The sequence below is a fragment of the Stenotrophomonas sp. TWI1183 genome, from assembly GCF_039673115.1.
In the GTDB taxonomy this organism is placed as follows: domain Bacteria; phylum Pseudomonadota; class Gammaproteobacteria; order Xanthomonadales; family Xanthomonadaceae; genus Stenotrophomonas; species Stenotrophomonas maltophilia_AA.
Window position 1 is genome coordinate 1 of sequence record NZ_JBDJKZ010000017.1, and the last position, 15,318, is coordinate 15,318.

At 62.4% G+C, this 15,318-nt stretch carries 16 protein-coding genes; 6 read left to right on the plus strand and 10 right to left on the minus strand.

What is annotated here, in order from left to right; all coding sequences use genetic code 11:
• Nucleotides 1-150 precede the first annotated feature (150 nt).
• The 5 genes from ABE434_RS14535 to ABE434_RS14555 all read right to left on the minus strand — a co-directional run bounded on the left by ABE434_RS14535 (nt 151) and on the right by ABE434_RS14555 (nt 3,822).
• A complete protein-coding gene (locus ABE434_RS14535) occupies nt 151-705 on the minus strand; it encodes a queuosine precursor transporter (protein ID WP_176990514.1) in 555 nt (184 codons plus the stop codon).
• Nucleotides 706-779: 74 nt separating this feature from the next.
• Nucleotides 780-1,298 (minus strand): hypothetical protein, encoded by a 519-nt coding sequence (locus ABE434_RS14540; RefSeq protein ID WP_346479322.1) that lies wholly within the window; start codon nt 1,296-1,298, stop codon nt 780-782.
• Nucleotides 1,299-1,341: 43 nt separating this feature from the next.
• Complete coding sequence (locus tag ABE434_RS14545; protein WP_346479323.1) at nt 1,342-1,863, minus strand: hypothetical protein; 522 nt, start codon at nt 1,861-1,863, stop codon at nt 1,342-1,344.
• Between the two features lie 67 nt (nt 1,864-1,930).
• Nucleotides 1,931-2,794, minus strand: coding sequence for a DUF2145 domain-containing protein (locus tag ABE434_RS14550; RefSeq protein ID WP_346479324.1), 864 nt, complete (start codon nt 2,792-2,794; stop codon nt 1,931-1,933).
• 56 nt (nt 2,795-2,850) lie between these two features.
• Nucleotides 2,851-3,822 carry a mitochondrial fission ELM1 family protein gene (locus ABE434_RS14555; protein WP_346479325.1) on the minus strand — a complete coding sequence of 324 codons (972 nt, stop codon included), beginning with the start codon at nt 3,820-3,822 and terminating at the stop codon, nt 2,851-2,853.
• Nucleotides 3,823-3,951: 129 nt separating this feature from the next.
• Here ABE434_RS14555 and ABE434_RS14560 point away from each other — a divergent pair, with 129 nt between their 5' ends.
• Both ABE434_RS14560 and ABE434_RS14565 read left to right on the plus strand, forming a co-directional pair.
• On the plus strand, nt 3,952-4,542 hold the full coding sequence (locus ABE434_RS14560) for a malonic semialdehyde reductase (RefSeq protein WP_176990511.1): 591 nt from the start codon (nt 3,952-3,954) through the stop codon (nt 4,540-4,542).
• Between the two features lie 85 nt (nt 4,543-4,627).
• Nucleotides 4,628-5,335: a YceI family protein gene (locus ABE434_RS14565; protein WP_346479326.1), complete on the plus strand. Its 708-nt coding sequence runs from the start codon at nt 4,628-4,630 to the stop codon at nt 5,333-5,335.
• A gap of 184 nt (nt 5,336-5,519) precedes the next feature.
• Here ABE434_RS14565 and ABE434_RS14570 read toward each other — a convergent pair whose 3' ends face one another.
• The 3 genes from ABE434_RS14570 to ABE434_RS14580 form a co-directional block, all read right to left on the minus strand.
• Nucleotides 5,520-5,957, minus strand: a complete 438-nt coding sequence (locus ABE434_RS14570) for a hypothetical protein (RefSeq protein ID WP_176990509.1) — start codon at nt 5,955-5,957, stop codon at nt 5,520-5,522.
• A gap of 57 nt (nt 5,958-6,014) precedes the next feature.
• Complete coding sequence (locus tag ABE434_RS14575) at nt 6,015-6,812, minus strand: siderophore-interacting protein (RefSeq protein ID WP_346479327.1); 798 nt, start codon at nt 6,810-6,812, stop codon at nt 6,015-6,017.
• 90 nt (nt 6,813-6,902) lie between these two features.
• Nucleotides 6,903-7,406: a PadR family transcriptional regulator gene (locus ABE434_RS14580; RefSeq protein WP_176990507.1), complete on the minus strand. Its 504-nt coding sequence runs from the start codon at nt 7,404-7,406 to the stop codon at nt 6,903-6,905.
• A 469-nt stretch (nt 7,407-7,875) separates the two neighbouring features.
• Here ABE434_RS14580 and aceE point away from each other — a divergent pair, with 469 nt between their 5' ends.
• The 3 genes from aceE to ABE434_RS14595 all read left to right on the plus strand — a co-directional run bounded on the left by aceE (nt 7,876) and on the right by ABE434_RS14595 (nt 12,002).
• A complete protein-coding gene (gene aceE / locus ABE434_RS14585; protein ID WP_346479328.1) occupies nt 7,876-10,563 on the plus strand; it encodes a pyruvate dehydrogenase (acetyl-transferring), homodimeric type in 2,688 nt (895 codons plus the stop codon).
• Between the two features lie 117 nt (nt 10,564-10,680).
• Complete coding sequence (locus tag ABE434_RS14590; RefSeq protein ID WP_346479329.1) at nt 10,681-11,223, plus strand: hypothetical protein; 543 nt, start codon at nt 10,681-10,683, stop codon at nt 11,221-11,223.
• Complete coding sequence (locus ABE434_RS14595; RefSeq protein WP_346479330.1) at nt 11,220-12,002, plus strand: hypothetical protein; 783 nt, start codon at nt 11,220-11,222, stop codon at nt 12,000-12,002. Before ABE434_RS14590 ends, ABE434_RS14595 begins: the two co-directional genes overlap by 4 nt.
• A 520-nt stretch (nt 12,003-12,522) precedes the next feature.
• Here the strand turns inward: ABE434_RS14595 and ABE434_RS14600 are convergent.
• Together ABE434_RS14600 and ABE434_RS14605 are read right to left on the minus strand one after the other, a co-directional pair.
• On the minus strand, nt 12,523-13,167 hold the full coding sequence (locus ABE434_RS14600) for a hypothetical protein (protein ID WP_346479331.1): 645 nt from the start codon (nt 13,165-13,167) through the stop codon (nt 12,523-12,525).
• Nucleotides 13,168-13,722: a TIR domain-containing protein gene (locus ABE434_RS14605; protein ID WP_346479332.1), complete on the minus strand. Its 555-nt coding sequence runs from the start codon at nt 13,720-13,722 to the stop codon at nt 13,168-13,170.
• 1,096 nt (nt 13,723-14,818) lie between these two features.
• Here ABE434_RS14605 and ABE434_RS14610 point away from each other — a divergent pair.
• Nucleotides 14,819-15,202, plus strand: coding sequence for an integrase core domain-containing protein (locus ABE434_RS14610; protein ID WP_346479333.1), 384 nt, complete (start codon nt 14,819-14,821; stop codon nt 15,200-15,202).
• Nucleotides 15,203-15,318 lie beyond the last annotated feature (116 nt).

The following is a 15,318-nucleotide window of genomic DNA, read 5'->3' on the forward strand; positions in this document are numbered from 1 at the left end:
GTGGTTGGCGCCCGCGCGTCCCGTCGCCCCACCCCCTTGCCGCCCCGCCCCGCCCCCCGGCACTACCGACAGCGATCTTCGACCGACAGCGCCTTCCGACCGACAGCGCCTTCCGACCGACAGCGCCACACCGGGCGGCCGGCGCAGATGTCACACCGCGCGCGGCGCCATCTTCCACAGCAGCGCGCGGAACGGTGCCAGCAGGAACACGCCGATCGTCAGCTTCACCGCCAGATCGCCCAGCGCCCAGCTCACCCACGGCAGGCTGGAGCCGGCAAACGCAATGCTCCAGAAAATCGTCGTATCCAGCGTCGCGCTGCAGGTCGTCGCCACCATCGGTGCGCGCCACCAGTGCCCGCGGCGCAGCCGGTCGAACACGGTGATGTCCAGCAGCTGCGCGGCGATGAAGGCCAGGCACGAGGCCACCGCGATCCGCGGCGTGGCGATCCAGATCGACAACAGCACCGCCAGCGCGAAACCTGCCCACGCCACCCGCCGTGCCGCCGCCGGACCAAAGCGGCGATTGATCAGATTGCTGACCAGGAAGGCGACCGGGTAGCTGAAGGCGCCCCAGGTCAGCCAATCATTGATCGGGTACTGCACCAGCACGTTCGAGCCCAGCACCACCGCGCCCATGGCCAGCACCGCCAGCAGTAGCGAGCGGGGGGTCAACGGGGCAAACGCAGTGGCAGGACGCGCGGACATGGCGAGCCGGAAAAGTCGGGGAACAGCGGATTATCCGGGCTTGGCCGGCCCAGGGCCAGCCCGGGCCGGTTCAGTCAGAAGCGTTCGCTCATGCTGGTCGCCGCCGCATCCCGGGTCGGCAGGAACGCCAGCGCGGCACCTCCGGCATCGGCCACCATCCAGCCCGCACCGGCCGGGGTCGGGGTGAAATCCAGCACATCGCCCACCTTCACGCCTGCCGCCGGGTTGTCGGCACGCGCGGGCCATGCCACCACCGCCGGTGCATCCGGGGCCTGCGGGTTCTTCAGCTCCACCTCGTAGCTGCCGTCCGGCTGGTGCGTCACGCGCTCCACGGTGAGGGGCGGCATCGGCGCGGCCTTCTGCCGTTTCGCGGCCCGGGCGGCGCGGTTGTGCGGCATGGAGGCGTCATGCAGCTCGCTCACCCCCAACGCACTGAGCCAGACCGGTGCGGTGATCACCGCCAGGCTCACCACCGACGTCGTGAGGACGCTGCTGGTGACCGGCGAGGCATTGCTGAGGTTCTGGGCGCTGACCGGCAGGCTGGCCGTGAGCAAGGCCAGCGTCAGCAGTGGCGCAACGGCAGGACGGGACATCCGGTTCATTCAGTAGCTCCACGAGACAGTGGACAGCGAGGGGTTACCAACGTGCACTCGGCTGCGCCGCCGCCGCATCGATGGGCAGGAAGGCCAAGGCCGTGCCCTCGGCCGTGGTCACTGTCCAGCCGGCGCCGCCCTGGGTGGGCGTCAGCGCCAGGACGTCGCCCACCGCCACCGCTGCTGCCGGGTTGTCCTCGCGCGCGGGCCAGGCAATCACGGCCGGCTCGTCCGGTTCCTGCGGGTTCTGCAGGGCCATTTCGATGCCGCCTTCGGGCGTGCGTTCCACCTTCTCCACGGTGAGCGGCGGCAGCGGACCGGCTTTGCCACGTGCGTCCTTGGCCGCGCGGCTGCGTCGAGCGGAGGCATCGCTGGCCCTGCTGAGGCCGGCCGAGACCAGCCACACCGGTGCGGTCACCACCACCACGCTCACCACCGAAGTGACGATGACGCTGCTGGTCACCGGGTGATTGATGCCCACCACCTGCGCGGGCGCGGGCAGGCTGGCCGCGCATACGGCAATGGCCAGCAGCGGTGAAACGAGGCTGCGCGAAACACGTGTCATCGAAGATCCTTCTGATGTCTCAACATGGGTCCGCAGTATGCCCGCTGGCGTGCTGCCTGCCGCTGACTCACGGTTTGGGTGGGGTAATGCCCTTGACCGGCACATGCGGCACGGCCAGTTCCTGCTGCAGGCTGCTGCGCAGCTGCAGGAAATCGAAGATCGATTCCACCGTCACCACTGAGTAGTTGCCGGAAAGGCGCTCGCTGGCCGGGTGGTCGGTAACGGCCGCATTGGGCACGAAGAAGCGCGCGCCGAGCCGCTTGGCCACGCCGATGTGCAGCGTGCTGGGCGTGTACATGTGCCGCTGCAGCCATTCCTGCGCCTGGGTACGGTTGACGATCAACGTGCGCTCTTCCACCTGCGCCATCGCCGCGCCCAGGACTTCCAGCACCCACTGATTGGAATTCTGGTATTCGGTGCGGAACGGATAGGCCACCACGCTGTAGCGTGCTTCGTGCAGCGCCTTCGCCTGGATCGCCGGCTGGGTGAGCATCGCCTTGAGCGCATCGCGCACGGCCGGGGTCGGCACCCCGATGCGCAGATCGGTATGGCTGGAGGTCTCGCCGATGAAGGTCGCAACACCCTCGCGGAACAAGTGCGACTCCGCGGTCTTGCACGGATTGAGCAGATGCACCGCGCGCCATTGGCCATCCTCCTCGCGCAGCAGGAAGGCCAGGTGGCTGTGGCGCAAGCCGTACTTGCTCAGGTCCTGGCCGCCGCGTGCGATCAGCACCACGTCCACGCCCTCGAGGGCATCCAGGGCGTCCGTGGTGGCCAGCGCCACATCGAACATCGAGGCAAGCGCGGCGGGCGTGGGATAGCGTTCGGTGCATTGCGGCTCGGCGTGCGCGGTCAGCGCAGCGCCCATCAATACCGCGCACAGCAAGGCAGGGGGGAAGCGCTTGCGCAGGGCAGCGAAGGGTACATCCATGTCACACGTTCTCCGGCGGCACCGGCCGCGGCCGCATCATAACGCTGTGCAGGACGTCAGGCGTGGATGCCCAACCGCGCGCGCACCTCTTCGGCAACGCGCGTGGTCTCGCGCAGCGGTTCGATGCGGCCGTCCTTCTGCCAGTCCAGCCAGCGCAGCTGCAGGCGGCCACGCTCGCGCAGCGCGCTCTGGAAGTGCGCCAGCCGTCCCTGCGCCTGGTCGGCCAGGGCGACGGCCACCGGCATGCGCGTGGCGCAGGCTTCGGAGAGCAGGTTCACCGAGTCCGGTGAAACCACGACGCGATTGGCCCAGCCGAGCAGGCCGGCATACGGATTGACGCCATCACCGCCGTCGCCCCAGATCACGTTCGGCACATCGGCGAACGCACTGCGGAGCGCGCCGACCAGCGCGGGGGGCGTGCGTCGCGAGGTCGTGGCCAGCAGGCTGCCGCCCTCCGCGCGCAGCTGCGACGCCAACTGCTGGAATACCTGCACCATGTCCGGCTCATGCCAGGGTGCGTGCGGGGTCGGCCCGCCGACCAGCAGCGCGGTGCGCGGGCCGGGCAGGGCGCTGAACGTCGCGAAGGCGGCACGGCCGCAGGCCAGCCAGTCATCGTTGACCGGATTGAGGCTGCCCAGCAGGGTGAGCACGTTGCTGCCGCGCAGGCGGTCGTGTTCGGGGACGACCAGCAGGTCCCAGTGGCGCGGGCTGAGGCGGGGGTCGAGGATCTGCACCACCCGGGTGCCACGGCGGCGCAGCTCGCGCAGCGCACCGGCAGCCTGGCGGCCGCAGCCGATGGCCAGCTCCGGGACCTCTTCGGTCAGCGCGGCGAAGGCTTCGCCGTAACCCTTGGCGGCGCCCGGCAACCAGCGCGGGGCCAGCCAGCGCCAGGGCGCGCGCGGCGTGAGTACCAGCGGACGATGCGCCCCCAGCTTCAATGCCGTGGCCAGGGCCACCGCCTGCCGCACATTGCCGGCACGGCCGTCAGTGATCGTCCAGGGCGGACTCCATCGTTTCACGTATGGCATTAATTCGTTTCAGTCAGGCTGGGTGTTGCAACTGTCGCGACACTCTACACTGCCAGCCTTCGCCGATCGCGCGGTCGCCCTGCCACGGTAGCCGATGCGCGAACGATTCCCCTTGTTTCCGGAGGCTTCATGTCCCACGTCCTTGACGATGCTGCGCTCGATCAGTTGTTCCGTACCGCCCGCACCCAGAACGCCTTCCTCGATAAGCCGGTCGAGGACAGCCAGCTGAAGGCGCTCTATGAGCTGCTGAAGTGGGGCCCGACCGCCGCCAATGGCAGTCCGGCACGCTTCGTATTCGTGAAGTCCCCGGAAGCCAAGGCCAAGCTGGCCCCGGCGCTGTCCGAAGGCAACCACGACAAGACCCTGGCCGCCCCGGTCACGGTGATCGTCGCCTTCGACGAAGACTTCCACGAGAAGCTGCCGTTCCTGTTCCCGCACACCGACGCCAAGGCGTGGTTCGACGGCCCGCGTGAAGGCCGTACCGAGGGGGCATTCCGCAATGGCAGCCTGCAGGGCGCCTACCTGATCCTGGCCGCCCGCGCGCTGGGTCTGGATGCCGGCCCGATGTCCGGCTTCGACAACGCCAAGGTCGACGAAGCCTTCTTCAAGGGCACCGCGATCAAGTCGAATTTCCTCGTCAACCTGGGGTACGGTGACGCCTCGGGCCTGTTCCCGCGGCTGCCTCGCCTGTCGTTCGACGAAGCCGCCCGCATCGCTTAAGCGTTACCGCCGGATCGTGGCCCATCCGTGCGGATGGGCTGCATGACCTTTGCTACTTTTCCCTTCGAATCGAGAGAGACCTGACATGACCGTGACCCGCAAACTGCTGCTGCCGCTCGCCCTGACCCTGGCCATCGCCGCCTGCTCCAAGCCGGCCGACGAAGCCGCTGCCCCGGCTGCCGACGCGCCGGCCGCCACCGAAACCGCTGCCCCGGCTGCGGACGCTGCTGCTGCCGCTGCCGCCCCGGCGGCCGATGCGATCCAGATCGCCTCGGGCACCTACAAGCTCGACCCGACCCACACCGACGTGCTGGTCCAGTGGAGCCACTTCGGCTTCTCGCACCCGACCGCCCACTTCGGCGCGGCCGAAGGCACCCTGGTGTATGACGCGGCCGACGTGACCAAGTCGACCGTCGAAGTGAAGCTGCCGCTGACCGGCCTGAACAGCTTCACCGCCAAGTTCGACGAGCACCTGAAGAGCGCCGATTTCTTCGACGCCGCCAAGTTCCCGGCCGCCACCTTCAAGAGCACCAAGGTTGAGGCCAACGGCACCAACAAGCTGACCGTCACCGGCGACCTGACCATCAAGGACATCACCAAGCCGGTGACCCTGGATGTCACCGTCAACGGCGGCGGCGAGCACCCGATGGCCAAGGTGCCGGCGGCGGGCTTCGATGCCACCACCACCATCAAGCGCAGCGATTTCGGCGTCGGCGCGTACGCCCCGAACGTCAGCGATGAAGTGAACATCCGCATCACCACCGAGGCCACTGGCGAAAAGCCGGCTGCCTGAGTTTCTCCTCACTCGTCGTGAGAAGGCAGAAAGCCCGCCAATTGGCGGGCTTTCTTTTTGCGCGGCTACCGGTCGATACCCGGTAGTGCCGGCCGCTGGCCGGCTCCTCATCATCCTGGACGGAAGGGGGAGCCGGCCAGCGGCCGGCACTACCGTTCCTGGCCCGGCTGCACGACGGCCTCGGTCACCCCGCCGCCACCTGCGCGCTCACCTTGCCCAGCCACAGCGTGGTGAAATCGGTCGGCGTCCGCCGTGCCGGTGCACTCAATCCGCTCTCGCGCAGGAATGCATGCGTCGCCTGCGCAAATGCCTGGCGGGCCAGCAGCGCGGCCTGCTTCACCGAGGCCTGCTGCTTGCGCAGCTGCACGATCTGCAGGCTCGGCTTACCGGGCATCGCGTACTTCTGGTAACGGCGCAGCTCATCGGCGACCAGGTCGATATCGATGTTCGCCTGCACCAATGCTGCCTGGGCGCGGGCCAGCGGGATCAGGGCGGTGCGCAACGGGGCGATGTTCCCGCCCACGGAAGGCGCCAGCGCCGCCAGGGCGGCATCCAGCGCGGGATCGGCGCGCTCGGCGCGGTCGATCAGATCGGTCAGTGCCGAAAGAGGAGAGGCTTGCATGAAAGGCACCGGCACAAAACGCGATTGTCGCATCCGTGGCCGGTGCCCGTCGCGGGCTCAGTCGTCGTGGTGCTCACTGCCGTGGGCCTTCCAGTAGCCGGTCGAGCGGATCCAGTCCTTCGGCACGCCCAGGTGACCCTCGATGTACTTGCGCATCATCCGGGCCCGGCGCGACTCGGCCGCGATCCAGTAGAAGGTGTCGCCATCCGGCTCCTCGAAATCGGTCAGCACGTCTTCCAGCAGGGTGCTGCTGGCGGCGTCGAAGCCGTTGCGCTCCAGCCACGAGATGCGGATGCGGTCGTCCTCCGGCAGCTCCTGGCGGTCGCCGGATTCCGGGATCTCGATGTAGACGTCGGCGTTCGCGCCCTCCGGCAGCGTCTCCAGCCAGCGGCCGATCGCCGGCAGCGCGGTTTCATCGCCGATCAGCACGTAGGTGTCGAAGTCATCGGCGGTCATGTGCGAGCCGCGCGGGCCGCCGACGGCGATCGCATCGCCCGCCTGCGCGTTGGCGGCCCAGGTCGAAGCCAGGCCGTCGCCATGCATGACGAAGTCCAGCGCCAGCTCGTTGCTCTCCAGATCCCACCAGCGCGGGGTGTAATCGCGCGAGGGGGAGGGCGCCTGGCCTTCCGGGTAGCGCGGGCCTTCCGGGGTCATCGTCGGGACCACGAACTGGCCCTCGGCGTTGGGGAAGAACAGCTTGACGTGGTCGTCCGGCGAGGGCGAATCGAAGCCTTCCAGCGCCTCGCCACCGACGATCACCCGGCGCATGCACGGGCTGATCTCTTCGGTGCGCAGCACCTGCAGCGGGCGGAACTTCACGGTATGACGGAGCAGTCGGTTTTCATGCAGAGCCATGGGAATACCTGGATCAGTGCCGCAGCGCGGCGTTGAGAGAGAAGGACCTGGCGGGCGGTGGCTGGCTGGGTCTGAAACGAAGAGGGAAGGTCAGCGGCCCTGCGCACGGATGTGCGCGGCGGCCTCGCGCAGCGCTTCGGCCACGGCGGCGGCGTTGTCGTCCTGCCAGCGGCCGTGGCACAGGCCCAGCGCGTGCTTGAGCTCGCGCAGCGCATCGCGCACGGACGGCGGCAGGTTGGCCTTGGTGATCGTGCGCGCGCTGTCGCGCACCCGGTGCACCGCTGCATCGACCTCGTCGCGCTGCGCCTCCAGCTCGGCCTGGCCCAGCGCGCTGAGCGCGTAGCGTTTGCGCCCACCGTCCTCGACCGCGCCGACCCAGCCGGCCGCCTCGAACTGCGCCAGCACCGGGTAGATCGAGCCGGCGCTGGGCGTGTAGACCCGCACGAACATGTCGCTGATCAGCTGGATCAGCTCGTAGCCGTGGCGCGGCTGGTCGGCCAGCAGTGACAGCACCAGCAGGCGCAGATCGCCGCGGCTGAGCGGCCGGGCGGTCAGCGGGCGGGCAGGGCGGTCGAGATCGCGCGGAGAGGTCATTTCGATATATCGAATGCAGTGACGGAACGATATATCGAAAACTCCCGTTCGGCCAGCCGCGGCGCACGCATGGCAGGGATGCGTTCAGGTGAATCCAGCGTGCGACGGTGCGTGCTTGTGATGGAACACTGCGCGCTCTCCTGGCCGACGAACGTTGCCGATGATCCACGCCGATGCGCGCTGGAACGCCTTCCCGCCGCGTACGATCCACGCCAATCGCCTCTGCCGCAGCGCCTGGGCTGTCCAGCGGTGTCCTGCTGACGCGCCGGTGTCATCGCCGCCGGGCAGGCTGAAATGCAGCGTGGAACCTTCAAGCCCGGCCCGCGCGCTGTCGCCTGCTGTCCTTCCGGACACGCCCGGATGGTTCCATACGCAACCGTAGCGAAGTAAGCAAACCCCTTGGTGCGCTACACTTTGCGGCTAGAAATCTAAAACAGTCGCGCGCGTGCGTGCGGTCATGGGAGCGCAAATGAACTGGTTGAACGAGGTGCTGAACAACGACCCGAATCCTGTGGAAACCCAGGAATGGATCGAGTCGCTGAAGGCCGTTATTGATGTCGAGGGCCCCGAGCGCGCGCATCAGCTGTTGGAAGGCATGGTGGAACTGACCCGTCGTTCGGGTGCTTACCTGCCGTTCTCTCCCACCACCGAGTACGTGAACACCATCGCGCCGACCCTGGAGGCCAAGAGCCCGGGCAACGCCGAACTGGAATGGCGCATTCGTTCCATCATCCGCTGGAACGCGATGGCGACCGTCGTGCGCGCCAACCGCAAGCCGGGCGACCTGGGCGGCCACATCGCCTCCTTCGCCTCCGGCGCCACGCTGTATGACGTGGGCTTCAACCACTTCTGGCGCGCCCCGAGCGAAGACCACCCGGGCGACCTGCTCTTCATCCAGGGCCACAGCGCCCCGGGCATCTATGCGCGTTCCTTCCTGGAAGGCCGCATCGACGAAGCCCAGCTGGACAAGTTCCGCATGGAAGTCGACGGCGGTGGCCTCTCCAGCTACCCGCATCCGTGGCTGATGCCGGACTACTGGCAGACCCCGACCGTGTCGATGGGCCTGGGCCCGCTCGCCGCGATCTACCAGGCGCAGTTCCTGCGTTACCTTGAAAACCGTGGCCTGATCGAGAAGTCCGACCGCAAGGTGTGGTGCTTCATCGGCGACGGCGAGAGCGATGAGCCGGAAACCCTCGGCGCGATCGCGCTGGCCGGCCGCGAAGGCCTGGACAACCTGATCTTCGTGGTCAACTGCAACCTGCAGCGCCTCGACGGCCCGGTGCGTGGCAACGGCAAGATCATCCAGGAACTGGAAGGCGTCTTCCGTGGCGGCGGCTGGAATGTCATCAAGCTGTTGTGGGGCGGTTACTGGGATGCCCTGCTGGCCAAGGACACCAATGGCGTCCTGCGCAAGCTGATGATGGAAACCGTCGACGGCGAATACCAGAACTGCAAGGCCTTCGGTGGCGCGTATACCCGCGAGCATTTCTTCGGCAAGTACCCGGAAACCGCTGCGATGGTCGCCGGCCTGTCCGACGACGATATCTGGCGCCTCAACCGTGGTGGCCACGATCCGCACAAGGTGTACGCCGCCTACCATCAGGCCGTGAACACCAAGGGCATGCCGACCGTGATCCTGGCCAAGACGGTCAAGGGCTACGGCATGGGCAGCGCGGGTGAAGCACTGAACCCGACCCACCAGACCAAGAAGCTGGACGACGATGCCGTCCGCCATTTCCGCGACCGCTTCAACATCCCGGTGACCGACGCACAGCTGGCCGATGGCCAGGTGCCGTTCTACCACCCGGGCCCGGATTCGCCGGAAGTGAAATACCTGCAGGAACGCCGTGCCGCCCTGGGTGGTTACCTGCCGCAGCGCCGCCGCAAGGCGACCAAGAGCTTCAACGCACCGAAGCTGGAAAGCTACGAGCGCCTGCTGAAGTCCAGCGGTGAGCGCAGCTACTCCACCACCATGGCCTTCGTGCAGAGCCTCAACATCACCCTGCGCGACAAGGAACTGGGCCCGCACATCGTGCCGATCGTGGCCGACGAAGCCCGTACCTTCGGCATGGAAGGCCTGTTCCGCCAGATCGGCATCTACGCCCCGTTCGGCCAGAAATACAAGCCGGTCGATGCGGACCAGCTGATGTTCTACCGCGAAGACCAGAGCGGCCAGGTGCTGCAGCAGGGCATCAGCGAGCCGGGCGCGATCAGCTCCTGGATGGCCGCCGGTACCAGCTACTCGGTCTCCAACGTGCCGATGCTGCCGTTCTACATCTACTACTCGATGTTCGGCTTCCAGCGCGTGGGCGACATCGCCTGGCAGGCCGCGGACATGCGTACCCGTGGCTTCCTGCTCGGCGGCACCGCCGGCCGCACCACGCTGAACGGTGAAGGTCTGCAGCACGAAGATGGCTTCAGCCATATCGTCGCCGGTGGCATCCCGAACGTGCGCAGCTATGACCCGACCTTCGGCTTCGAAGTGACGGTGATCCTGCAGCACGGCACCAAGGCCATGATGGAAGATCAGATTGATGAGTACTACTACATCACCCTGATGAACGAAAACTACACCCACCCGGAAATGCCGGAAGGCGCGGCCGAAGGCATCGTCAAGGGCATGTACCTGCTCACCGACGCCGGCAAGCCGAAGAAGGGCGAGCTGCGCGTGCAGCTGCTGGGTTCGGGCACCATCCTGCGTGAAGCCATTGCCGCGGCCGAGCTGCTGGACAAGGACTTCGGCGTCACCGCCGATATCTGGAGCTGCCCGAGCATCAACGAGCTGCGCCGCGATGGTTTCGATGCCGAGCGCTACAACCGCTTCCACCCGGAAGCCGAGCCGCGCAAGGCCTACGTGACCGAGCTGCTGGAAGGCCGCCAGGGTCCGGCGATTGCCGCGACCGACTATGTGCGTGCGTATGCGGACCAGATCCGTGCGTTCGTGCCGATGTCGTACACGGTGCTGGGCACGGATGGCTTTGGTCGTTCGGATACCCGTGCGAACCTGCGTCGCTTCTTCGAGGTTGACCGGTACTACATCGCGCATGCCGCGATTGCGGCGCTGGCGAAGGAAGGGAAGATGACGGGTAAGGATGTGGCGCGGGCGATCAAGCAGTACAAGATTGATGTGGAGAAGTCGAACCCTGTTGGCGTTTGATCTGTAGTACATCTTGGATGACGCAGGAGGTTTCGGATTCTAGTTCCGAATCCTTCTGCGTTCTTCTTAAGCGAGAGGTTGACCCCTCCAACAACCCTCGAAATCAGGGATGTAGTAATGAGCTACTCGCCAGCTGAAATTTATGCTTTGCAGGTTGAGCAAAGGGTCCATGACGATCTTTTTCATGCTGACATCTCGCGTCTAGATCTTTCTCGCAGAATCGCGCACTTGAATTTGCATTTGAGTAAGTACTGCGGAGACCTTGTGCTCGCCAAAGAGGGAGGGAATGAGAGTGCCGCTATGAAGGCACTTGTCGATTGCGCCATTATTTCCTCATCAGCTGCGACTGCACTTAATGTTGATCTTTCCAAGGTTCGAGCGGGGGATGGCGCGATTCCAGACACTGTTCCATTCTTATTGGCCCTTGTTGTCCGCGTCGGCCGGTTGGCGAAGGCTACAGAAGCGCTAGACCACGTTGAAGACTACCCCTTTAGAAGAGTATGGGAGCAGGAGTTTTCCTCGATCTTCCATATGGTGATCAGCGAAATCGATAGTAGGGAGGGCGAGACGGGAGCTAATGCTCTGTCGAAAATCAAGCGACGCCTCGAGTTTGTCAGGTCGAAGATTAACTTCGCAATGATTGCAGGAGGGGCCCCTTGACGTTTTGGAGCGATGTGACGCTCAAGAAAAGACTTCCTGAGCTTATTAGTCCGTATTCGGTCGGTCTCGTTGAAGGTGCTTCGTACGAGCTGGGTGTCGGGGGAGAAGCCTACGTCACGCCAGATCATGAGGTGAAGCCTGCGGAGCGCATAAAGCGCAGAATGTCCGATGGAGACTCGGTAAATATTCCGCGTGGTCAGTTCGCATTCCTTGTTACGGACGAGATCATCACTGTTCCTAATGACGCGGTTGCATTCATTTCAATTAAGGCGAAAATCAAATTTAAGGGATTGGTTAATATTTCGGGATTTCATGTCGATCCTGGATACAGTGGCCGGCTAGTTTTTTCGGTCTTCAATGCTGGTGCAAGCGATGTTGTGCTCGATCGTAATGAGCGCGCATTCCTAATCTGGTATGCGTCGCTGGATCAGCCAAGCGAAACGCCGAAATCCGGACGTGGCTACATGAACATTCCTTCCGAACTAGTCAATGGGATCTCCGATAGCACGCTTTCGCTGGCTGTCTTGGATAGCAAAATCGGTGATGTGACCGCCCAGGTGAAACGTATCTACCATGTTGCGCTTGGGATTGTGGGATTCGTAGGCTTCCTTACTTGGATGGGCTTTGGGCCTTCATCAGACAAAGCGTCGGTGGCTCCAGGTAGCGCTGAGAAAATATATATCCTGCCTGATGCGAATTTCGTTTACCCCCCTCGGTTTAACTATCTTGATTGCTCGGTTTTGGTTTCAAATCCTGTGGATGAGCGGTCATGCAAATGAGTATATTTTCTGACCAGGCTGTCGAAAAGTCCGCAATTATGTCTCGTTGCGGCAACTATCGGTACTTACTCTCTAGGAATTGGGATGGGTCGCGTCCTATAGTTGCCTTTGTCGGGCTGAATCCCTCGACGGCTGATCACCGGAACGACGATCCCACAACGAGAGTATGTATTAATTACGCAAAACGATGGGGGTATGGTGGGCTTTTCCTCGCAAATCTCTTCTCGTATCGATCCACAGATCCGGACAATTTGTATTCAGTGGATGATCCCATTGGTCCGCGGGCAGATCGTTACCTCTCCAAAATTGTCAAAGAGGCTGATCTCGTCATTTGCTGCTGGACTTCACGGGGGGCGTTGATGGGAAGAGATTGGGAAGTCTATCGAAAAATACCCGATCCGCACTGTCTCACAATTCTTGGTGATGGCTCTCCTGGGCATCCGCTCTACAAGAATGCTTCGCTCAAGCCTATGCGTTATGAGCGCTCAGAACGAGGAGTTATTTGAGTCGTGCCGAACCCTCATTTTCGTTTCCTGGTAATCCTGCTGCCGGATCCGGTGTATCGCTCGGACGCGATATTAAAGTCGAATGGCTCCCCGTGTAGGTACTTCGACCTATGACTGGATAGCCAGCGAAGAAGCTCGGCGCTTCTTTCATTCCCGAATGTCCGGTGGTTTCTCGCGTTTGAGTACCCCATCGTGCGCAGGATATCAGTCGGCACGGCGATCGCTTGTCTGCCAAAATAGTAGAAATTTGAGGAGATCAGGACGGAGTTTATTCCTGTGTCCTTATTTAGGTTTTTGATGTTAACTGTTCCGTCTTCGTTACTGTGATGTGAGTCTGCTTGAAGCCAGCATCCATTGGCCATCGTATAAATGTTGTCGCCAACAAGTCGAGTTGAGCTTCCATTTCTCGCGGGTTTCTTGATTTGAAATTCCGGCAGGCCCCAGTAGTCTTGAAAAGTTATCTTTTTCTCAACCTGCATGGCAAAAATGCACTTCCCTGTTGCTCTTAGCCGTCTTCCCCCGAGCCCTATTACCCAATCTCCTACCTTCGCGGCGCTTCTTATTCTTGGTTTGCATGTAGCTAAAGTGCACGTTCCATGAAACGGATTGGGTGCGAAGCCGAAGTCCCGATCCACGACGTAGATGAAGGTCCTCGACATTTAGCAGGTCCTGTTCTGAATTTGATTCGAAGGACTGCGCTCCGATCCATCTGCCGCTTGAAACGCGTCAAGTGTCCCTTCAACAGCGCTTAGTATTGCGTCGGTATTCCAAGCCACAATGGTCGTAGCAAAACTGTCGAGCGCCTCTGGAATCTTTGCGTCCTGATTGCCCTGCTCGTATACGCCGATTATCGCTTTCCCCTGTCGGTGCGCCTCCTCAATTTCGTAATTCACCCATTCGCGATCATGGGTCTCCTTCCCGATAAGCACTACAGTTGTTTGCGCCCAGGAAATTTTCATCCTAAGTGCACGGCGAAGTGCAAGGTCAGAAACCTCTCCTTTCTCTAGTCGCTGCTTGTTTGCATCTTTGAGTCGAATCGAACTGTTTCGTACATCCACCCCGCCTCTCTTCATCAGAGCGGTGAGGGCGTCGACCGCTCGGTCGTCTGCGAAATGGTGACTGATGAAAACATGTCTTCGTTGAGCGTTCACAAGCGCCTCCAGTTCAGTGATCCTGCCGTGCGACCCATTGAGTATGCTCTCGAGAGAACGCACTCTCAGCGCTCGCTATGTACTTTGACAGCGCGTCTTCGGATCCATCGCTTGGGGCCAAGTCCCTCAGCGAAGATATCTCGTGGGCCGCAAGTGCATAGGACGCTGACAACTCTCCAAATTTTTTTGACTGGAACCAGGTTAGGGTGCACGCAGACAGCGTTACGAATATGTCTGTAGGCCAACTTTCAACAGTAAAGAAATGTACCCGCGATATAGCTAGTACCACCGCGAATGCATTGAGCAATAATATGATAACGAACAGTCGGCGCGCGGAAGTCTCGTTGCTGGCGGATTTTTTTGTATACCAGCGAAGTTGATCCTCAACTCTCAGATTAATGTAAATGCGCAAACGCTCGTCTGGGCTCATCCCGCGAACATCTGTCATGTCAGTGCTTATTTGTGCGGCGGTTGAGGCGGGTACAGGAATGCCAGATACTGATGAGTTCTGCGTCGCCAGCTCTCGAATTCTCTCAACGAACAAGACCTTGGACTGAGCCTCGTCATTGTCGAACGGTTCGGCGCGACACGCATATCGCCAAGCCATTGTCTTTACTGATTCCGCAAGTGCTCGCGCTGCGTACCAGCGTCGGAGCGGTCTATTCAGCGCGATGTAAATTGAAGAGCACAGAGTCAGTAGAAGAAGTGTCGCTTGAACTGACGCGGCTATCCAGCTTGGATGATCAAAGAAGGAGATGACGGATGCCGCGGAAAGACCGCCAATATTCAGGCAGAGCGCATAGAAATACGTATGCTGGAGCGACCGAGAAGAGCTGTCTGACGAATAGTAAAGCGCCGGTAGCGTTAGCTTATCCATGCCAAAAGTTCTAGTCGTCCTAGGGTGTGCTCATTTAGCGACTTCAAGGATAGCCTGTCAAGCGAGAGTGAGATCAAATGATCGCAGGAGCGCGGCGAGGAGTGGTGCCCCATTAAGACCTTAGTCCGCTCGCTCCAGTCGTCAAAAATACGAGATCCGCTAGGTGAACATCGAGAATGACTGAACTAAGCTGCATTCGCTGATGAGCGAGCATGGCATTTTTGTTACTGGACTGTCCGACAGGCTGTAAGGCGCCGCATGCGGTGGGCCGGAGCATCGACATTGTCTGCTGGGTCAGGTGGCGCCAGCTGGCGCCACCTGACCTCGGCCACCCGCTTTGGCACGCTGGGGTGCGTGCCTGAGGCATTTTATTTGCGCTCGGACAACGGCTTCGTCTTCACCAGTCGTGATTACACGCGCCTTGTGCGCAGCGACGATCTGACGCAGGAATTCAGCATGCCGCACTGCCCGCAGCAGAACGGGATTGTGGAACGGGTCATCCAGACCCTGAAGGAACAATGCCTGCATCGATACCGATTCGAGAGCCAGGCCCATGCCATGCGAATGATCGCTGACTGGATCGCCTTCTACAACCAACAGCACCGTCATCAAGCGCTGAAGATGATGACCCCGGACGCGCGCTATGCCGCCACATCAACCGCATGACCGGAACAGAAACGGGTGAGTCATTACACATTGGCCCAGGCCCCAAGAGGTCATTGATGAATGCTGTCGCGTTCCGATACTGTTGTCGCAATTGGCCCGTTCTCCGTGTGGCCACC